We start from the raw sequence: 21,490 nt of genomic DNA on the forward strand, positions 1-21,490 counted from the left end.
AATAGCTAATCCTACAACCTAAACTTCAATATCTCTGCTTTGACGGCATAGTAATCTTTTTCTGTCAACAGGAAATTGTTATAGGCCATATAGTAATAATTGGACTCCATAAAATATACGATGGTAGAGATATGGCCGACCTCCAAGGCCTTGTCCAAATACTCTAAACTGTTTATAGCCGAAAGCACCGTTTTATATTCATTGAAGGTTCTTGACAATTTCTCATATTTTTCAAACAGCTGTTTGACATCAAAAAACTTCTCATTTTGGTATTCCCTGACCCGTAAATCCGAAAATAAGACAGCAGCTTCGCTTTGGCGGACTTTGTATTTGTTTTCCCAAAGCGGAATGCTTGTGCCGATATGAAATCCGTTGAAGGTTTGTCCCAAAATTCCCTGATAACGGTAACCTGCTTCCATTTTTGGAAGGGCAAGAGCTTTGCTGAGTTCCAATTGCTTTTTTGCAGTCACAGTTTCCAACTCAATAAACTTAAGCGTAGGGTCTTCTGTCTGAATTTCATCATACAAATCCTCAAAAAATGGTATCGGATCCATTTCCGGATAAATGGTTTCTGTAAAGGATAATTCAATCCCACCATTGAGTGCAGTAAGTTGTTGGTTGAGTTGGTTAATTTCTGACTGATTTAATTGAAATTCTTTGTTGATTTCAATCAGTTGTAACCTTGCTTTGTTTACATCAAGAATGTTTCCATCTCCCGTTTCCAATTTGGTTTCAAAATCGCTGAGTAAGTTTTCAGTAAATGTTTTTCTTTGGTCGTATTGTTCCTGAAGTTTATTTCTATAAACCAACTCAATACAGGTTGACTGAGCTTCAAAAAGAATTTCCTGCCTTGCAGCATCAAAATTGTAGGAGGATTGGGCGATTTGTTCATTCGCAAGCTGTTTTCTTTTACCATACACTGTGGGGAAATCAAAGGCCTGATTGAATAAAACATCAATTTGATTTCCTGCGCTTAAAGGAAATCCATACAAATAATCATACTCGATATTGGGGTTGTAAAGAGGCATTTCCGATTTGAATTGAAGATTCTGAGCTTGTTGTTTTTGGTAATTTGCCTGTAAGGTTTTGTTGTTTTTTTCAATCTCTGACATAATGAGCTCAAAGCTCGATTGTGCTCGAAGAGTCACAAAAGCCAAAAATGAAAATGCAAATAGTAGGATGGACTTTTTCATTTGGTTTCAGATTTTGAGTTGACTAGAAAATAGACCATGGGAACAATGATCAGGTTAAGTAGCGTAGAAGTGGTCAAACCGCCCAAAATCACTTTAGCCATCGGGCTTTGGATTTCATTTCCGGGCAGATCCCCCGCCAAAGCCAATGGGATCAATGCAAGGCCTGCGGTGATGGCTGTCATCAGAATAGGACTCAATCTATCTTGTGAACCTTGAATCACAGTTTCATAGAGACTTAGTCCCTGTTTCATCAGGTTTTCGTAATGCGAAACAAGTAGAATTCCATTTCTGGTGGCAATACCAAAGAGGGTGATAAAACCGATGATGGCAGGTATACTCAAAATGCCACTTGTGAAGTAAATACTTAATATACCACCGATCAAAGCCAAGGGGAGATTGATCAATATGATGGAGGCGAGGGTGACTTTTTTGAACTCCTGAAATAGGATCATGAAAATAATCAGAATGGCAAAAAACGAGGTGACCAAAAGGGTAGTGGAAGCTTCTTCTTCTGCTTCAAATTGCCCGCCAAGTTCCACATGGTAGCCTTCAGGAAGTTGGATATTTTCGGATATTTTGGCTCTGATATCATCCACCACGCTCTTTTGATCGCGTCCTGTCACGTTTGCCGAGACTACAGTTTTTCGCTGTACGTTTTCCCGGTTGATGGTGTTTGGGCCGCTGCCGCTTACAATATCAGCTACATAATGTATAGGGATTTTTTCTCCGTTTTCAGCATCAATGAGGGTATTCATGATATGATCCATTTTGATCCTGTTCTCCTCATCAAAGCGCACTATAAGATCAAAGGACCGGTTTTCCTCATAGATTTCTGAAACTTTTTCACCGGCAAGACCCACATCTACGAATTCATTGAATTTGCCAATGCTGATACCATAATGGCTTAGCAATTCCCTATTGGCTTTGATCTGTATTTGTGGGATTTCAATCTGCGGCTCTACCTGCAAATCAACCAATCCCTCAATTCCCTGTATTTCATTTTTGATCTGATTGGACAAATTGTACATCCTGTTCAGGTCAGAACCAAAGATTTTGATGGCAATATTTGCCCTTGTACCTGAAAGCATATGGTCGATTCTATGGGAAATTGGTTGGCCTATGGTGACATTAGCTTCTTTGATCTGTGAAAGCTTTTCCCTTACCTCTTCTAAAAATTCGTCCCGACTTCTTTCTTCCAAGAGGAATGGAACCTCAATTTCTGATGAATTGACACCCTGTGCATGCTCATCCAATTCTGCCCGTCCGGTTCTACGGGTAGTTGAAATCACTTCAGGAACACTTAATAGAGCTTCTTCCACTCTTCTACCTATCTTATTGCTTTCTTCGAGCGATAGCCCTGGTAATGAAACAGCTGCGATGGTAAGCGCCCCCTCATTGAATTCCGGTAAGAAACTTCTTCCCAATTGGGTAAAAGCCAAGATTGCTACAACTAGCATAGCCAGAGCGGAACCAATAAACAGCTTTTTCCACTTCATGGCATATTCAAGAAAGATCCCATATCCATTTTGCAGCCTACTCACAAGCCAACTTTCTCTGTCCTGTTTGATCAGCCTGCTTTCATCGGTCAGCATGTAGCTGCAGAGAACAGGGGTAAGTGTGATGGCTATGATCAATGAAGCAAATAATGCCACTATAAACGCAATTCCCAAAGGCGCCAATAATTTACCTTCCATTCCCGATAGAAAGAACAAAGGGATAAAGGCCACAATAATGATAAAAGTAGCATTGATGATGGAATGCCTGATTTCGAATGAAGCATCAAAAATTACTTCTAGTTGATTTCTTTTATGCTGTTCAGGAAGCTTGGCATTTTCTTTCAACCGTTTGAAAACATTTTCAACATCAATGATGGCATCGTCCACCAAATCACCGATTGCGATGGCCATACCACCCAAACTCATGGTATTGATGGTGAATCCCAGCCATTTTAATGTTAGGATGGCAACAAGCAATGATATCGGTATGGCCAAAAGTGAAATGACTGTTGCCCTCCAATTCATCAGGAACAGGAACAATACGATGACAACAAATGCGCTGCCTTCCAATAATACCTTCTGAATGTTGCTAATGGAAGCGTTGATAAAGTCAGCTTGCCGAAATACTTTGGTGTCTATTTTGATATCCTCAGGAAGTGTTTTTTGAAGATCTTCCAAGGCCTCATCAATTTTTTCGGTCAGCAAAAGTGTATTGACATCAGGCTGTTTGGAGACAGCTAGCACAACACTTGGCTTGGCATTACTGGAAGCATCTCCGATTTTTGGTGCTGCACCTATTTTGACTTCTGCAACATCCTCAATCCTGATAATTTGTCCATTAGCATGTTTTATGATTGACCGTCCGATTTCTTCTATGGAATTGGTTCTGCCTATTCCTTTGACGATGTATTCATTTCCATACTCATACACAAATCCACCTGAAGAGTTGCCATTGGATTCCTCTCCGGCTTTCATCAATTCTTCCAAAGTAACACCATGAAAACCCATCCTTTGGGGATTGGCCAAAATCTGATATTGTTTGAAATCCCCGCCATAAACAATCACCTGTGCAACGCCACCTGTTGCCAATAACCTAGGGCGGATAATCCAGTCCGAAAGCGTCCTTAAGTCCATCATGGAGGTACTATCCGCAGTCAAACTGACAAACATGATCTCTCCCATAATGGAGGATTGTGGTGCCATGACAGGCTTTCCTGCGCCTATAGGTAAGGATTCTCCAATGGTTGCCAGTTTTTCGTTGACAATCTGCCTGGCCCGATAGATATCAGTATCCCATTCGAATTCCACCCAAATCACTGAGAATCCTCCTGATGAGGCAGACCTTACTCTTCTGACATTGGTGGCACCATTGACAGAAGTTTCAATTGGGAAAGTGACCAATCTTTCCACTTCTTCAGGAGCCATTCCATGAGCTTCGGTTAAAATAACGACCGTTGGGGCCGTCAAATCCGGAAATACATCCACTTCCATATTGAATGCCACATAAGTGCCAAACAGTGATAGTAAAGCAAATGATGTCAGCACCAGAAGTCGGTTATGCAATGAAAATTTTAATATCGCATTAAGCATGTTTTTCTTCTTTTAAAATTTCTAAATCCTAAGATTTGAAGTGGACAGAATTTAAAAATCAATGGCTATGACCGTGCTCCGGAATTGCTCCTGATGCAGAGGCCAATTTGATGGCGTAAGCTCCTTTGGTGACAACCCTTTCATTTTCCTTCAGGCCTGAGAGTATATGGACATTTATACCGTCATTTCCGCCGAGCTTTACCTCTCTCTTTTGAAAACTTTCTCCCCCGGTTTGAACAAAGACATAGAAATTCCCCAATTCTTCCATAAGGGCTGAAACCGGAATGATCAAGGCATCAGGAATGGGTGATGACTTCAAATAGACTTCTGCAATTGCGCCAGGGATTATATTGCCGATATTGTCAATTTCAAAAGTGATCGGAATGTAGGAGGAGTTTGCCGAAGCGCTTTTACCGAAGGAAACAACTTTGCCGTTCATCCTTTCTGAATCAAAAACTTTTTCATCTGAAATGATTCTAAAATTGGCAGCGGAAATTCCGGGCAGTTTGTTATAATATTTCTGAGATACATTGGCCTGAAGTAGGACTTTTTTGTTTTTACTGACCAAAGCCATTGGGAAACCCGCTTCAACATATTGACCTTCTGTGACCATGAGATTTTTCAGAAAGCCAGGGGAATTGGCGCTGATTTTTTGACCTGATCTCGAATAATTCCTGGATACTGCCTGAAAGGTGGATTCCATGTTTTCAAATTCCATCTTTGCTTGTAAATATTCTTTTTGCGAAATGATCCTATCCTTTACCAAAATCTCTGCTCTTTGGAATTCTGCTTTTGACAGTTCGTATTTGGCTTTGGTTTCATTGAAGTAAACATCAGGATTCTCCTGAGTCAGGTTGGCGCTGCTGATGGTAAAAAGGTGATCTCCAGCTTTTAATTCAGACCCGATCACTGTCTTATTCGTTGCAAACAAAACTGCCCCATTGGAATTGGCTGTGATGACTGTTTCATCTCCCGGTGCGGGCAATACCTGACCGCTTGTTTTCAGGATTTCGCGAAATGACTCCCTCCTTACAGGTGCATTTGAAAATTCAATGTTCCAGGTCTGATTTTTCAAATAAGTTATTTCATCACCTGAATCGCTTGGCTTTTTATACCTCGATGCAGAAACGATGTCTGGAAAAACAGTGATATTTTCGAATCTGATGAAATCTGTAAACGAAGGCGTTTGAACCTCAAAAGTCAGATTTCCTTCTCCACTAAGTTCAGGATCCAATTCCATTTCAAAAATTCCCGGAGTTTCGGGTTTATTGGAACTGGATTTTGTTTCTTTTCCACTCATTGAAAAAACAGCATTGATTGTGCCATTTTCCAAAGGGATGAACCGCTCATTCATCAGACTGACATGGACCATCATGGTAGTGGTTTTGCCGGCAACCATGGGTTCGAAGTCGACAAACAGTTCGATGTTTTCTGAATATGCGGTCAGCGCAACGGTTTGGAATTCTTGTTCATCATGGCTATGGTCATGCGCTTGTTGGCAGGAAGCCAAAAATGCCAAACCACAGGTCAAAAGGATTTTTGCCCGATTCATAAAGGTTGATTTTAATGGTAACTTAAATTTTATTAAGGCCTAGTCAAAATAAATGACTCTGCTGATCTTCAAAATGATCACACCTGTGACGGTGGGGCCCTCAAACTGTCCGGTAACAGTTCAGAAATTTTGGAATAAAAAGATGTGGAATAGGGGTGGCTGTTCTTAGATATGCCAAGGAATTTTTTGTAAAGTCTTTTATTTTCGGCCACTTCGGATTCAAATTCAAATAATTGTTTTTGAACCGGTTGATCCATATGGGGGCAGGCGATACACTCTATTCCTGCTTGACCATGTTGAATCAAGGAGAAAATATCCGAGCTGTGTTGCTTACCTGTATCATGGTCATTTCCATGATGTTGTTCACATGGATATACATGATGACTATACATGTCCAATGGATCGTGGTGGTGATGCGGAAAAATACTATGCCCCAACAACATCGCTTGGGCTAGGGTAAGAAAAAAGATGGATATGTACTGCTTGAACATCTCAATCAAATTTAGAGAAAAAGTGGAGATTATGAACGATTTCATATTTTTATTTCACCAGATACTTAGGTGCAGATCCGGAAGCACGGATTGCTGGAAGACCTATCTGGCAGTTTGATGAACACGTAGAGGTGTCGGAATCCTATCTTGCTCCCGGACTTGATCCATCATCCACTTGGCTGCCCTCCAAGGCCTTTACCCTTAGCTATCAATCAAGATTTTTAATTTTATGGGAAAGTCAATGGTTTGGAATTTTTCAAAATTTCTTTTGCTGTTTTCCAATCAGGAAATTTGTCTGAATCTATGGTAAGGGTTTTGATTTCTTTTGCGATTTGCCCCGATTTTTTCATGGACTGAAAATGGGCGCCGCTTTTGGAAAACTCTTTCAGTGATTTTTCATCCGGCCACATAGTCATGGTATAGTGCTTCGTCCAAACCCCTTTTTTTCTCATGCCCAAGCAATTGCTTTTTTTTATTTGTCGCGTAATGGCAAGTGCTTGTTTGGATAATTTGAAAAATAAAAAGGGGCTCTTAAGTTCAAGGTAAGTGATGGTGACTTTCATGATTGATTGGGATATTTCTTCAATGTAAAATCCATAGATGCTTTGACTAAGTCTATCAGGACCTCTATATTGATGTCTTCCAATTTGTTGACATACAAACAACTTTTTCCGTTTTTGAATTTTCCCAGTTTTGAAAGAATTGAGGCATGCTGACCTTCAATGTCACATGACAAATAAAGGGATATGGCATTTTTTCTCGGGGAAAAGCCAATTAATAGAAAATCCCCCTCTCTGCCGCTTGCATATTTATAATGATAGCTGCCAAAGCCAATAATGCTATCTCCCCACATTTTGGGTTCAAATCCTGAAACCTCCTGAAATAACTTCAGCAACTCAAAACTGTCCTGCCTTTTCTTTTGATCCTCAACAGCGTTGATAAAATCTTCAACCGATTTTTCTGTCTCTTTGGTTTTGTTTTCTGTCATGACCAAGTTATTTGTATTTGTCATTCAGTCCTTTACCTTCCAAAATCATCGGCTTGATTTTTTCCAAACGGGAGATTTTTGTTTCCTCCCTTTTGGATTCCTGAATATGGAGCGCATATTCTTTTTGCTTGCCGGGGCTGAGTTTGAAGAAACTATCTTTCAATTCAGCATCTTCTTCGAAAGCCTTTTGAAGTAATTCGGGGATTTCAAATTTGGCAGACCTATCAGGAACCAATCTTTTCCCTGCCTTTTCATTGGCTATTGCTTCCAGGAGATAGGAATAAATCTGATCGGGATTGATTTCGTCCTTACTTGTAAATCTCCATTGTCTCAACGCTTTGGTTTTTCCTTCTTGGGCATTCACAAAGACATTCAAAGGATCAGACATAAACACGCCATTGTAAAACCAAATTCCTATATATGCCTTAAAAGGAGCAATACCAATGATATTCTGTCCATTCAGGGTATATACATCTATACCCCATTTGATCGCGTGCTGCAGTTCAGTTTTTTCCACAACGGATTTTATCAATTCAATTTCTTCCTGCCAGTGGGTTGTCATAGTTGATTGGGTTGAATGGGTTTATTCGAAATTAAGGATTTTAAGGGAAAAACATAAATCAAAACTGGAAAGCTTAAAATCCCAAGGTAAATTTATTTCGGGGAAGAAAAATTCAGGTGAAAAAGTATTTAAATTAGGTTAAGGCCAATTATTGATAGGAACGATAAAGTCAGCAGCAACCCATTTGGAATCCAATTCATTTTTTGCCTTTCTAGCGATCTCCAATGGTTCAAAGCCTGTTATTACGTCTTTTACTACAAACCTTTGGGTCAGGCTTGTTGATCCTTCCCATTCTAATCCGTTTTCTAATTGGATTTGGGTTTCTTTTTTCAAAGTCATTAAATTCCACAAATACAACACCAGTCGGTTTAGTTTATGCCGGCTACGGTATTCGAAACCGAATTTTCATTTAGCTATTTTATAAATGTTTGTCTGTGGCCATATTGAATTTGCTTGCCATATTCCTAATGTGTCTGAATTGATACCATATCCAAAAACAATTTCGGAATCTTGAATTCTAAATATTCTGAAGTTATCATTTGTCTCAAAAACAACATCAAGTTCTGTAATAATCATTCTGCTATTATTCTTAATAATTAGTTTCCCTTCTCTTGTAAAAGTATAGTAGTGTGTTGAATCAACGTCCAGTGGAGTTATAGGTCTTCCCCTTGTGTCAAAGGTTGTCTTTACCCACTGCCATTCGTTATAAATGTCATAAACCGGTGTAACATCGTCCTCGCACGATATCATTATGAGTAGAATTAAAATTCCTAAAGTCCTTTTCATTTTTTCAAATTTGCCACTATTAATAGGATACTTATACGTTCGGAAAAGTTGGAGTATTAATCTAATATTTTTAAACTTCTCTATAAATCGTTTAATTGTCAGAGTTGCATTTTGGGGCTTGCCAGCAGCCTAGGGGTAAAAGAAATATTTTCATAAAGAAAACTTTCCTGACAGGATTCATCAAGAAGCTCGCTGTCATTTGCACAGGAAGAAATTATTATCAATGTCAAAATGAAGAAGCTCCTTATCATAACTAACATAACATCAAAGTTTTGAAGGATCACCCAATTTTCCCATAAACAAAATCGCACCACTGTGTTTTTCCTGAATAAAGAAAATGAAAGGTTTATCCAATACAATGACACTTGGAATAGGTGGCGCTGATGTTCTTTCGACTACTACTTCCACTATTGTAGCTGCTGCCGCCTCACTACCTTTTTCATCTACTTCAATCATGGCATCATGGATCACCCTTGAAATTTTCAGGTCATCAGTGGGATTGGAAAACAATTTGGTGAAGTTATCGGGATGGAAGGAAAAAGGTCTGACTAATCCCATTGCTATCAAGTCATCTTTCATGTTTGCCATTTTGTACTTCATCTTGAATTTCGGCATTTTGAGGATGAAATTTCTTTCTTGGGCATCCTTTCTCCACATGTCAAGGTTGCCCAAATTCAGATATTGGCTTACCTGATCAAGATTTCCTTCTTGATTGTAAAGAATTCCCATAGCGTATTGTCCTGTGGAATAGGGGATTTCAAAGTAGTGGTATCCGCTCCCAGAATAGCTTCTAAATGCGGAAGGTTTATCCAAGTCCATCATGTCTACCTGAACAGCATTTCCGGGACTGGGATAAAAGTTTTCCTTTTTTGTTTTTGAAGCAACAAATTGATACTTCCAATCAGCCTTGAAGTAAATGGCATTTACTAGGTACATGACGGCATTGGAGGGGATTTCATCCAACATGTCTTTGATCAGGTTGTTGGTTTTCTGGGCTATCCAGTTGTTGATGATATTGACTGAATTGGGATTCAGCATATCAAGCCCGGCTATTTCAGCATTGTAGTATTCCCTCGCTGTATCTTTGAAAGGCACCTGCACCTGATACTCCTGCTTGTACCAAATGGCATTGGCAATGGCCAGTTTCACTTTAGGGTCGACTTGTAGCAAAAATTCAGTCAGTTCTTTGGAACCGCGATTGGCATCATCCAAACTCATCCCCTCATACCTCAGGAGATCAACAAATTCTTGGAGAACTTCCCCCTCATTCCCATTCATGGTCATGGAGAGGGCCTGATGGATGCTATAAGGACTATAGAACTGATTGGGTTCTTCGGGGTCGTTTAGCTGCGCGAAAAGATCAAGGGCGAATTTGGTACTTGAATTGGCCAGTTCTTTTTCATAAGTGGCCAATGTCCTCAAATTTGCTTCTGCAGGTTTAAATTCTTCGGAAGGCACACAGGCAAAGAAAAATAATGAAAAGAGGGGCAGGAGCAGTTTTTTCATAGTTTGTGCATTTATTAGACTCTACGTAGAATAGTGGTAAAACGCGACAAAAAAATCTAATAATCATAAAAAAAATTGAACTGACCTCATTTGATTTTAATCACCAAAATAAAAATAAATGGGCCTCGTCCGCGATAGCTATCGGGATCGGCCACCGGGATCGTCTTTTGGAGAGGTGGGGTGTGGGAAAAGCGGCGGCGCCGCTTTTCCCACACCCCACCTCAATTAACCAAATTATCCGTTCCCCGATTCCGATAGCTATCGGAACGAGGGGCAATTTCTAATTCTGTCATTGGTAGTTATGAAAATTGGCATTTATAGAAAGGAAATGACATCAAAAAGGGCGTCATTCCGAGTCTTTAACATTTGGTAAATGTTCAGAATGGGTAATGACATCAAGAAGGGCAGTAGACCTCTCCTGACGTCGAGGTGACAAGGCAAAGTTTTTTATAGACTTGAATGCTTTTTGTAGTTCAAAACCATCCAATTATAAATCTGTCAATGGTAACTTTGAGAAAATCCTATTTGGAGGTATCCAACGCCCTTTCTACATCCTGAATGATGTCTTCATAATGCTCTAAGCCAACTGACAACCTTACCAATCCATCAGTAATGCCAACATTTGCCCTTTCTTCCTCACTCAACTTGCTGTGGGTCGTAGAAGCAGGATGGGTGATGATGCTCCTGCTATCTCCCAAGTTAGCCGTGACAGAAATCATCTGTAAGCCATCAATAAAGCGCTGTGCTCTTTGGATTCCTCCCTTTACAGTCAAAGTAATAATTCCTCCGCCCTGCGACATTTGTTTTTTTGCCAGTTCAAATTGGGGGTGGGAGGGGAGGAAGGGGTATTTCACAAATTCTATCTCTTTGTTGCCTTCAAAATATTCAGCAACTTTTAGGGCATTGCCACAATGTCTATCCATTCTGACAGCCAATGTCTCCATGCTTTTTGCAAGTATCCATGCATTGAAAGGGGAGATGGAAGGGCCGGTATGTCTTGTAAAGAACTGTACTTCTTTGATCAATTCCTGTTTCCCCAAGATCAATCCACCCAAAACCCTGCCTTGTCCGTCAATGTATTTGGTTGCTGAATGGGTCACAATATGCGCTCCCCATTTTGCAGGTTGTTGCAGGTAAGGAGTAGCAAAACAATTGTCCACCACCAAAATCAGATTATGCGCTGCTGCAAACTTTCCTGCCCATTCCAGGTCAATGATTTCCAAACCGGGATTGGAGGGGGTTTCTATAAAGAGCATTTTGGTGTTTGGCTTGACCAGCTTTTCCCAATTGGCCGTATCAGAAATATCTCCATAGGTTGATGTAATTCCCCATTTTGGAAATACCCTTGTCAGCAATTGATGTGTCGACCCAAACAATGAACGGGAAGCAAGGATATGGTCTCCCTGTTGCAAAAGTGAAGCTATGCTGCCAAACATGGCTGCCATTCCGGATGCAGTAGCTATTCCGTCCTCCGTCCCTTCTGCGGCACATACTTTCTGGATCAGGTCAGAAGAATTGGGATTCGCATACCTGGAATAGATATTCCCTTCGATTTCATCGGCAAACATCTGTCTCGCCTCTTCAGCAGAATCAAAAGTAAAGCTAGAACTTAAATACAATGGAGCAGAATGCTCCTTATGATTGGATTTGGAGGAGGCTATTCGGATGGCGTCAGTTTCAAAATGGGACATTTAAGTTTTGTTTAATGGTTAATTTCGCAGATTCCGAACGAATTTGCGATTCGGGATGGTTGAAATAGGGTAGAAATAAAGTAGAAATATGGTTGAAATAAAATGGAAATAGATACTTGTAGATAACTCGTCCCGATTTTTTCGGGATTGGATATTGATAGATATTTCATTGAAATATATGAGAAATAAAAGTAGTAAGACGGTAGAAATAGTAGCAAATAGTGATCCCAAAAGCAGTAGCAAATCTGGATTTGGCCGTAATAAAAAGTGGTTAAATGAGATTTTTTGACAGAAATGTTATTTGCAAGAGAAGTTATTTTCTTTATATCAATACCCGGAAAATGGCTGGTCTCCCAACTCTTGGTACATTGTACTTTGTACTTGGTACAAATTCCTAAAGACGAAACAATTTCTTTAAATAACGTGTAAATCTGTGCAGATGGCATAATTTCCAATTTATAGTCCCCGATTAGCCGGGCAGGTTTTGGCACCTTTCCCGATGTGTCGGGGTGGTTGCCAGAGGGTCTTCGAGCCTGTTCTCTCACCTCTTCTTTATAAATCAGTTTCCTGAAGTGAATGCAAAGTAAGTTTTCAAAAAGTGGATTTCAAAAGATTATCCAGAATACTTTTTTATCGAAGGGAAATATGGTGAAATAAAATTAGAGATTGCCACGTCGCACGATGGAATACCTCAATTATTAAGTTTAATGGAAGTGCTCCTCCTACCAACGGCAGGCAGGCGCAATGACGGGCTTAATTCTTGTGTCTTGTGTCTTGTGTCTCACGTCTTTCAAATACCACACATCTCCCATCTAGCCTCTCAAGTCTAATCACTCATTAAACTGCGTCATCGTCATATTGATCCCAACGGTACAAAAGCTTAAAATCATATCAATTGCCTTATCCATGAAAATTGGCAGTTCCTCGATTTCTTTTTGTGTCCATCTGCCGAGCACATATTCTATCTGCCTCCCCTTGGGAAAATCATCTCCAATTCCGAATCTCAACCTGGGATAATCCTGTCCACCGGTTAATTCTTCGATATTTTTGAGCCCGTTGTGGCCTGCAGCAGAACCTTTTCCCCGCATTCTCAACTTTCCAAAGGGAAGTGCCACATCATCAACGATGACCAAGACGTTTTCTTTTGGGATATTCAGTTCCTTCATCCAATAGTTCACTGCTTTACCACTGAGATTCATGTACGTGGTGGGTTTGATCAGATAAACCTGTCTGCTTTTGTGCTTAAAATTTGAAGTGAAAGCAAGCCTACCACTTTTCCATTCCGCACCATATTTGTCCGCCAACCTGTCAACAGTCAGGAAGCCTACATTATGTCTCGTCAGTTCATATTCAGGACCAATATTCCCAAGTCCCACGATAAGATATTTCATGTTTTGATTGATATAAAAGCTGCACAAAAATAAAAAATCCTGCTTATGGTTAAGCAGGATTTGATTTTATCGTATTCTAAAGTCTGATTACTCAGCTTTTTTGCCTCTAAGTGCTCTTGGAATACCAATGGTAACTATGGAAACATTCGGGCTGGTCAGGATTTCAAAGCCTTCAACTTTCAAATCTCCAACTTTAAATGATTTACCCAAATCCAAGTTATTGATATCAACTTCAATACTGTCAGGAAGATTTCCTGCCAACCCTTTGACAGCTAATCTTCTTGTTTTGATTTCAAGTTTACCACCTTTGATGATACCCGGAGAGGTACCTTTGATCACAACAGGAATTTCAAACTTAATTGGTCTGTCAGGACTGAAAGCCAAGAAGTCTGCATGCAACAATACGTCTGATACCGGATGGTATTGGGAATCTTTCAATACTGCTTTCATTTTTTCGCCTTCGATGTTCAGATCAACCATGTGGACTTCAGGCGTGTACACCAAGTCTCTGAACAAAATAGCAGGGGAGTAGAAATGGATTTGCTCTTTGATAGCAGGTCCATATACTACACAAGGGACATTACCATCCTGACGGATTTGGTTCAATTCCTGGTTATCGAGATTTGCTCTTTTAAACCCTATAATCTCTAAAGATTTCATAAAATTTTTAATTTAAGTATATATATAATTGAATAAGTAATTCACTAAATAAACAATGCACTGATAGAAGTATTTCCAGTTACTGCATGTATTGCTTTTGCAAACAAGTCTGCAACCGACAAGACCCTGATTTTTGAACTCTTTCCTTTCATAGGTATGGTATCGGTGATCACAAGCTCCTTAAGAACAGAATTTTCAATATTTTCATAGGCATTCCCTGAAAGAACGCCATGGGTAGCTATAGCTCTAACGGAGGTAGCACCCTTATCCATTATAATCTGAGCTGCCTTACACAATGTGCCTGCAGTATCTACCAAATCATCAATGAGTATCACATCCTTACCTTCAACATCACCAATAACCTGCATAGACGCCACTTCATTGGCTCTTTTTCTGTGCTTATCACAGACTACCATTTCTACTTCAAAATGCTTGGCATAAGACCTTGCTCTTGCCACACCTCCCACATCAGGAGCGGCGAAAATCATATTGTCCAAGGCCAGCCTTTCCAAATAGGGCACAAAAATAGCTGATCCGTTCAAATGATCCAAAGGTATATCAAAAAAACCTTGAATTTGTCCTGCATGCAGGTCACAGGTCATGATCCTATCAGCACCTGCAGAGGTTAACATATTTGCAATTAGCTTTGCAGCTATAGAAACCCTTGGTCTGTCTTTTCTGTCCTGTCGGGCATACCCGTAATAGGGTATGACAGCACAAACTTTGTAAGCACTCGCCCTTTTCGCGGCATCTATCATCAAACAAAGCTCCATCAGGTTATCAGCATTCGGATTAGTTGTCTGGATCAAAAATACAGTACATCCCCTTACAGACTCATTGTAACTTGGGGACATCTCCCCGTCACTGAATTTGGAAATCGTAAGATCTCCCAGACGTTTTCCGTAATGTTTTGCTATTTTTTCGGCGAGTAAGTGGCTGTTGGTACCGGAAAAGAGTTTAACCTCCGTCATGTTTTATTGGAATTTTGCAGTGAAATGATTGATTTCGGAACGCCAACAAAGGTATATAAATTTGATGGCAATGTGAATCTGATCGTGAAGATTGTAAAATATAATTTGGTGGCAATCCATATTCATCCTATCGGGAAACTAATTTGCCATCCTCTAATATCCCAATTACATCATAAATATTCTGGGAAAGGCAAAAAACAATATCTGATTCGATATTGTGGTTTTGTAATCTTTTGGCATGGGAAGCTTGCCCCATAAAGACCTGTAATCTGTGTTCATTACTTTCATAGAGTGATCTCATGGCTATTGATGTATCGCAGTCCGTGCCAAAATGAGGATGTAGACTACTTACCAATGCACCGGCAAAAAGAGAATCTTCTAAATTGAATTTTCCCTTCCATCCTGCACAAAGTATCAGAATATCGGTTTCTTGGGATATGAGGAATTCTGCTGTTGCCTTTATATTTACGAAAGCGCCAAGTATGATATTTTTGGCCAGTTCTCTGGTTTTTTCGATTGCTACCGTGCCATTGGTAGTTGTCATTGCAATTTTCTCATCTGCAAATTTTTTACCCAAATAGGCTAAAGGAGAGTTTCCCAAAGTAAATCCTTCCGCAGTTTTACCATCCCTTTCCCCTGCAATGACATACCCTTCTTTTTCCATTGTTCTGCAGGATTCCAGGTCCATAACAGGGGTTATTGAGGCCACACCATTTGCCAAGGCTGCCATCATAGTTGAGGTAGCCCTGAAAATATCCACAATCACCACGTTTTTGCCTTTGAAATCATACAAGTGAATCAATTCAGGACTGAGGCAAATTTCAACTTTTTTCATTTATAAAATATAATAAAAAACCTCGCCATTGAGTTTTTATTGTAAATGGCGAGGTTGAGGTGTATTATTGATTACTTCTTGTAGAGTGGAAGTTTTTCTATTTTGGCAGGCAGGTTCTTATTTCTGACAGTGATGGCAATGTCCGTTCCAGGTATCGCATATTCAGAATTGACATACCCCATTCCTATTCCTACACCCATAGATGGTGACATGGTGCCTGAGGTTACCTCACCGATGATCTCCCCGGAAGTGTTTACGATAGGGTAGTGTGCACGTGGAATTCCTTTTTCCTGAATGATAAAACCAACGAGTTTTTTTTCAAGCCCTGATTCTTTTTGTTTTTTAAGATTTTCACTGTTGATAAAATCCTTGGTAAATTTTGTGATCCATCCTAGTCCTGCTTCAAGTGGAGATGTTTCGTCATTGATGTCATTTCCATAAAGGCAATAACCCATTTCCAGTCTCAGTGTATCCCTAGCGCCAAGACCAATGGGTTTGATACCAAAATCTTTTCCCGCTTCAAAAACAGCCTTCCATACTCTCTCTGCATCTTCATTTTTCACATAAATTTCAAATCCTCCTGCCCCGGTATATCCTGTTCCTGATATGATGACATCATTGACCCCAGCAAAATCTCCTTTGGTAAAATGATAAAATTTGATCGTAGAAAGGTCAATGGAAGTTAAGGACTGAACGGCTTCTATGGCCTTCGGGCCTTGAATGGCAAAAAGCGATAGGCTATCCGAAATATTTTCCAATTCAGCCCCGATATCATTATGTTGATTGATCCAGTTCCAATCTTTTTCGATATTGGAGGCATTAACCACCAACATGTATTCTTCTTCTCCAATTTTGTACACAATCAGATCATCTACAATTCCACCTTTCTCATTGGGAAAGCAGGAATATTGTGCTTGTCCAATGATAAGTTTAGAGGCATCATTTGAAGTTACTTTTTGAATAAGATCCAAAGCTTTTGGTCCTTTTACCATAAACTCACCCATGTGAGAAACATCAAAAACACCGACTCCTTCCCGGACTGTTTTATGTTCTTCTATATCCGAAGAATACCTGACAGGCATATTGTATCCTGCAAAAGGAACCATTTTCCCCCCTAAAGCTTCATGGAGGTCATTGAGTTGGATTTTTTTGATTGAATCTGTCATAAATGGGTTTTGGTTTTCTGCACGCAAAGGTAGTTAATGGTAACAAGTATAGCGAACGGGGCAATAAAAAAGCCACCAAAAAGGTGGCTTTTTTATTTAGATGGGTTCTATTAATTTCCGTAACCTGGATTTTGCACCAAATTTGGATTGGCATCCATTTCTCTTTGAGGTATCGGGAAGACCATTCGTGGACTATCAAATGCAAACACATCAGTTCCAGTATTGTCATTGATTGAACCACGGGTTCTTTTCACATCGTGGATGATATGACCTTCATGAGCCAATTCCACTTTTCTTTCCTGTAAAATTTCCGCTAAAGTAAGGGTAGTCTTTGCAGGTAGATTTACCCTTGCCCTGATAAGGTTGATATCATTCAAAGGAGTATCTCCGATTGCAGTACTTTCTCTAAAATTAGCTTCTGCACGGGTAAGATACATTTCAGCAAGTCTCATCACTTTCACATTTCTAAATTGATCTCTCCATTTGGCAGTTCTCAATTCCCCTGCAGCTGTGAAAAATTGATCTAATCTTGAATCCCCTGTCTCATATTGGGTCAAATGATTGGCAAGGATGGCTACATCACCACCCCTTGCACCAAATTCGGGCAAGGAATAGAATAGGAACATATCATTTGCTGGATCTTGGGTGTTTACCTGAATGGCATAGAGGTCTTCTGCTGAATTACCCTCCGTATTGAAAGCATCCATGTAGTTAAAGATAAGGGTTTTTTGCAAACCTGTAGCGAGAGTGATTGCTCTATTGGCAGCATCTCTTGCATCTCCAAATCTTTCCATCTGTAGATAAACTCTTGAAAGTTGACCTGCGGTGACATAAGAATTGGCTAAAAAACTATTTGATGCTGGAAGCAAAGATTCAGCTTGTGTCAGGTCGCTCAAAATCTGAGTATATATCTCCTCAACAGTATTCCTGCTGACAAAACTTTCTTCATTGATTTCCCTGGTTGGAGTCAGCACTAATGGCACACCCAAGTTTGAAGCAGGATTTCCGGCAACATAAGGAAGTGCATAAAGTTTGATCAGTTCAAAATACATGGAACCTCTCAAAAACAAAGCTTCTCCTCTCACACGATCTCTGTCTTCTTCGTTGACAACTTCCAATGCATCCAAAACATTATTTGAAATGTTGATGGCACGATAGGCAGCAGCCCAAGTACCTTCTATAAAGGAGTTGTTGACAAATATAGACTTATTGAAAATTTCCCTGGGTTGATTGAAAGTACCTTCCCATCTCACTTCACCGTTTGCACCTAGCATCTCACCATACAACTGAAGTCTTCCACCATACAGGTCAACATCTCTTGTTTCTGCATAGGCTCCGATCAATACACTTTTGACATTGGCATCATTACTGAGTGCAATGCTCTGATCTATACTCTGAAAAGGGGTTAAGAATAACTCGTCATTACAGCTACTGAATACAGTAGAAAGCCCCAATATTGCTATAATTATATATTTCTTCATTTTCATATCTATTTAGAATCCAACATTAAGACCCAATGATAAAATTCTAGCCTGTGGCGCTGAATAGAAGTCATTTCCTTGGAAGACATTACTTGCCAAATAATCTGCATTCACTTCAGGATCCCATCCCGCATATTTGGTGAAAGTCAACAGGTTTTGGCCAGTAAAGAAAAACCTTGCAGTTGCAATTCTCATCTTACTGAGCAAGGTTGATGGCAAAGTATAACCTATTGTCAGCGTTCTAAGTCTGACATAACTTCCATCAGAAAGGTATCTACTGGATGCCTGGCAACCGTTGCATTCTCCCAATCTTGCTTGCGGAATCATGGTGACATCACCTGGGTTCTGCCATCTTGCCATTTGGTCTCTGGTAGAGTTATCAAACCAATCACCATTGGCCGCAAAGAAACCTCCACCACCGTCAAAAATTTCATTGCCGAATACACCTTGGAATAGGAAACTCGCATCAAAATTACCAAAAGTAAAATTGTTGGTAATACCTCCAAAGAATCTTGGGTTTGGATCACCTACGACCATTCTTGCAGCATCATTGTAGCTATTGGTTGTTTCTGTCAATTCCTCATTGAGGTAGTACAATGCGTCACCGTTGGCAGGATCGACACCGGCATATTTTGGACCATAAAATACCCCTATTGGCTCACCAACAAAAATTCCATTCAGGAACCTAGAGGAAGAAGGCGGGATAGAAGTCTGACCTGGAGCCAATTCCTTAACAGTATTCACGTTCCTTGCAAGGTTCAAGGTTGCATTCCAGCTGAAATCCTGTTTGGTAACTATGGCGCCATTCAAGATCAATTCAAATCCGTAATTTTGCATCCTACCAATATTTTGTCTTTGCACGGCAAAACCTGAGGTTGCCGGAACAGGAACATTTAAGAGTAAGTCACGGGTGTCTTTGTTATAATAATCAATTTCACCTGTAATTCTGTCTCTAAAAATACCAAACTCAACACCAACATTGAATTGAGCAGTTTTTTCCCAGTTTAGGTTTGGATTTGGAATTTGACTTGGTCTTAATCCCGGTAACAATGCATAAGAAACCGGACCGTAAAGACCCAAATGGTCAAAATTTCCGATTTCAGCATTACCAGTCAGACCATAAGATGCTCTCAATTTCAACAAACTCAATGCGTCATTTCCTTTAAGGAATGATTCTTCTGATAGAATCCAACCTAGCGAAGCTGCAGGGAAGAAACCATACTTGTTGTTGTCTCCAAATCTTGAAGACCCATCAATTCTACCACTGATAGTGGCGAGGTATTTTCCTGCAAATCTATAGTTGGCTCTTGCAAAGTAGGATAAGAAAGTAAAATTGGTAAATGTAGAAGTACCGCCTGTAATCTCTGCTGCTGAAGCAAGTGTTCTTAACTCATCCAAAGGAAATTCCTGCCCTTCAACACTGGTAAAGTTATCCTCAGATTTTTGGAATTGCATACCACCTACCACTTCAAGGTTGTGCTTTTCAGCGAAAGTATTGGTATATGTAAAGTAGTTGTTGGTATTGTAATTGAATATCCTCAACCACCTGGATCTTGCAAATCCATTTGTAGACAATCCAAGGTTGGTTCTGGACCCGAAGAATTGCTCTTCGTTTTGGTTCATGACATCCACACCAAATTCACTTCTAAATTTCAACTTTTCGGTTAATTTATATTCACCATAAATGTTGGAAATATTTCTGAAAGAGGTGTTCAACCACTGTGCATTCTCGGAATCAATCAAGTTATTGTAATAAGTAGCTGTTGGACGGTCATACAATTGACCTTCAAGATCCCTGATCGGTGTAATCGGCGCTAGGGCAACCAACTGAATTGGATTGTTAAACTGATTGTCATCTGCTAATCTATTATTTCTCGTTCTACTGACACCTAGATTCGCTCCCAAAGTAAATCGCTCATTTACCTGATGATCTAGGTTCAATCTGACCGAAATCCTTTCAAAATCATTTCTGATCAGAATACCATCCTGCTTGTCATAGGCGGTACTGAAATAAAATTTGGTTTTTTCATCGCCACCTGATGCGGAAAAATTGACATTGGTTACGCCGGCATCAGGATTGAACGCCTGTTCTTGCCAATCTGTATCAGTTTCCAAAGTTCTCCAGTCAGACCAACCTGAATACCGGTCCAATCTGCTTTCTACAAACTCCAAATCAGAATCTTCAAAGTCAGCGGGGTTATTGATCGGATCTAACCCATTTCTAAGGTCATTGTTGTATCCTGCTTCTCTCATTAACTCCACAAACTCAGAGGAATTTAGGAATTCTCTTTTTCTTGTTGGAGATGAAACACCTCTTTGGATACCCACATTGAACTTAGTTTTACCTTTTGAACCAGACTTGGTCGTAATCAGGACCACACCGTTTGCAGCTCTTGCTCCATATATGGCGGCTGCTGAAGCATCTTTCAATACTTCGAAAGATTCAATGTCATTGAAGTTGATATCTGCTAAAGGATTGAACAAGCCAATCGCACCACCTGAAGTAATAGGAAGACCGTCAATAATATATAAAGGCTCGTTACCACCTGAAATAGAAGTAGTACCTCTAACCCTTATCTTGACTCCTTCACCCAATTTACCACTGGAAGATTCCACAAAAACGCCTGCTAATCTTCCCTGTAAGGCTTCCTGAAAGTTAGGGACCGGAATATTGGCTATTTCTGCACCTTTAATAGAGGCAATGTTTCCCGTGAGATCTCCTTTTGTCATTGATCCAAAACCTACGACTACAACCTCACCCAATGTCTTGGCATCTAACTGCATCGTGATGTCGATGACACTGCGGTTTCCTACCAAGGCTTCTTGTGATTCAAAACCAACAAAGGAATATACCAATGTTTGATCTGATGCTGCTTGAATGGTATAATTTCCATCCAAATCCGTCACAGCTCCCGAGGTAGTTCCTTTAATGATCACATTCACCCCAGGAAGGGGCAAATTATCTTCGACAGAAATCACAGTCCCCGTGACTGTTTTTGTTTGTGCATTGGCAATGCTTCCCAGGAAAAAGAAACAAAGCAAAGCGCTTAGTAAATTTTTTGTCATAAATAGTAAAGGTTTAGTAAATAAATTATTAAAGTAATAGAATAAATAGTATCAGTGGTGTAAGT

The 21,490-nt window shown here is 40.0% G+C and carries 18 protein-coding genes and 1 riboswitch; all 18 genes read right to left on the reverse strand.

Annotated elements, in window-relative coordinates:
* Window positions 1-11: 11 nt before the first annotated feature.
* Window positions 12-1,193, reverse strand: a complete 1,182-nt coding sequence (locus HMJ38_RS04945) for a TolC family protein (protein WP_194973247.1) — start codon at window positions 1,191-1,193, stop codon at window positions 12-14.
* Window positions 1,190-4,279, reverse strand: coding sequence for an efflux RND transporter permease subunit (locus tag HMJ38_RS04950; protein WP_194973248.1), 3,090 nt, complete (start codon window positions 4,277-4,279; stop codon window positions 1,190-1,192). The genes HMJ38_RS04945 and HMJ38_RS04950 overlap by 4 nt, the downstream gene beginning before the upstream one ends.
* Before the next feature lie 58 nt (window positions 4,280-4,337).
* Window positions 4,338-5,831, reverse strand: coding sequence for an efflux RND transporter periplasmic adaptor subunit (locus tag HMJ38_RS04955; RefSeq protein WP_228779892.1), 1,494 nt, complete (start codon window positions 5,829-5,831; stop codon window positions 4,338-4,340).
* 77 nt (window positions 5,832-5,908) lie between these two features.
* Window positions 5,909-6,367, reverse strand: coding sequence for a hypothetical protein (locus HMJ38_RS04960; RefSeq protein ID WP_194973249.1), 459 nt, complete (start codon window positions 6,365-6,367; stop codon window positions 5,909-5,911).
* Between the two features lie 182 nt (window positions 6,368-6,549).
* Window positions 6,550-6,885 (reverse strand): DUF3291 domain-containing protein, encoded by a 336-nt coding sequence (locus tag HMJ38_RS04965; RefSeq protein WP_194973250.1) that lies wholly within the window; start codon window positions 6,883-6,885, stop codon window positions 6,550-6,552.
* Window positions 6,882-7,310, reverse strand: a complete 429-nt coding sequence (locus HMJ38_RS04970; protein WP_194973251.1) for a DUF1801 domain-containing protein — start codon at window positions 7,308-7,310, stop codon at window positions 6,882-6,884. Before HMJ38_RS04970 ends, HMJ38_RS04965 begins: the two co-directional genes overlap by 4 nt.
* A 7-nt stretch (window positions 7,311-7,317) precedes the next feature.
* Window positions 7,318-7,872, reverse strand: a complete 555-nt coding sequence (locus tag HMJ38_RS04975) for a YdeI/OmpD-associated family protein (protein ID WP_194973252.1) — start codon at window positions 7,870-7,872, stop codon at window positions 7,318-7,320.
* A 138-nt stretch (window positions 7,873-8,010) separates the two neighbouring features.
* On the reverse strand, window positions 8,011-8,205 hold the full coding sequence (locus tag HMJ38_RS04980) for a hypothetical protein (RefSeq protein WP_194973253.1): 195 nt from the start codon (window positions 8,203-8,205) through the stop codon (window positions 8,011-8,013).
* 72 nt (window positions 8,206-8,277) lie between these two features.
* Window positions 8,278-8,658 carry a hypothetical protein gene (locus tag HMJ38_RS04985; protein WP_194973254.1) on the reverse strand — a complete coding sequence of 127 codons (381 nt, stop codon included), beginning with the start codon at window positions 8,656-8,658 and terminating at the stop codon, window positions 8,278-8,280.
* A gap of 264 nt (window positions 8,659-8,922) precedes the next feature.
* A complete protein-coding gene (locus tag HMJ38_RS04990) occupies window positions 8,923-10,164 on the reverse strand; it encodes a serpin family protein (protein WP_194973255.1) in 1,242 nt (413 codons plus the stop codon).
* 521 nt (window positions 10,165-10,685) lie between these two features.
* The gene (locus HMJ38_RS04995) at window positions 10,686-11,855 is read right to left on the reverse strand and encodes a trans-sulfuration enzyme family protein (protein ID WP_194973256.1); all 1,170 of its coding nucleotides are present in this window, start codon (window positions 11,853-11,855) and stop codon (window positions 10,686-10,688) included.
* Window positions 11,856-12,308: 453 nt separating this feature from the next.
* Window positions 12,309-12,416, reverse strand: a riboswitch (SAM riboswitch).
* 269 nt (window positions 12,417-12,685) lie between these two features.
* Window positions 12,686-13,246 (reverse strand): aminoacyl-tRNA hydrolase, encoded by a 561-nt coding sequence (gene pth / locus HMJ38_RS05000; RefSeq protein ID WP_194973257.1) that lies wholly within the window; start codon window positions 13,244-13,246, stop codon window positions 12,686-12,688.
* Window positions 13,247-13,333: 87 nt separating this feature from the next.
* On the reverse strand, window positions 13,334-13,906 hold the full coding sequence (locus HMJ38_RS05005) for a 50S ribosomal protein L25/general stress protein Ctc (protein ID WP_194973258.1): 573 nt from the start codon (window positions 13,904-13,906) through the stop codon (window positions 13,334-13,336).
* Between the two features lie 44 nt (window positions 13,907-13,950).
* Window positions 13,951-14,877 (reverse strand): ribose-phosphate pyrophosphokinase, encoded by a 927-nt coding sequence (locus HMJ38_RS05010; protein WP_194973259.1) that lies wholly within the window; start codon window positions 14,875-14,877, stop codon window positions 13,951-13,953.
* Window positions 14,878-15,004: 127 nt separating this feature from the next.
* Entirely contained in the window at window positions 15,005-15,712 is a 708-nt protein-coding gene (locus HMJ38_RS05015) for a 2-phosphosulfolactate phosphatase (protein WP_194973260.1), read from the reverse strand.
* Between the two features lie 71 nt (window positions 15,713-15,783).
* The gene (gene gcvT / locus HMJ38_RS05020; RefSeq protein ID WP_194973261.1) at window positions 15,784-16,878 is read right to left on the reverse strand and encodes a glycine cleavage system aminomethyltransferase GcvT; all 1,095 of its coding nucleotides are present in this window, start codon (window positions 16,876-16,878) and stop codon (window positions 15,784-15,786) included.
* A gap of 110 nt (window positions 16,879-16,988) precedes the next feature.
* Complete coding sequence (locus tag HMJ38_RS05025; RefSeq protein ID WP_194973262.1) at window positions 16,989-18,359, reverse strand: RagB/SusD family nutrient uptake outer membrane protein; 1,371 nt, start codon at window positions 18,357-18,359, stop codon at window positions 16,989-16,991.
* A 12-nt stretch (window positions 18,360-18,371) separates the two neighbouring features.
* Window positions 18,372-21,425: a SusC/RagA family TonB-linked outer membrane protein gene (locus HMJ38_RS05030; RefSeq protein WP_194973263.1), complete on the reverse strand. Its 3,054-nt coding sequence runs from the start codon at window positions 21,423-21,425 to the stop codon at window positions 18,372-18,374.
* Between the last annotated feature and the right edge of the window lie 65 nt (window positions 21,426-21,490).

The sequence above is a fragment of the Aquiflexum lacus genome (assembly GCF_015476655.1).
In the GTDB taxonomy this organism is placed as follows: Bacteria; Bacteroidota; Bacteroidia; order Cytophagales; family Cyclobacteriaceae; genus Aquiflexum; species Aquiflexum lacus.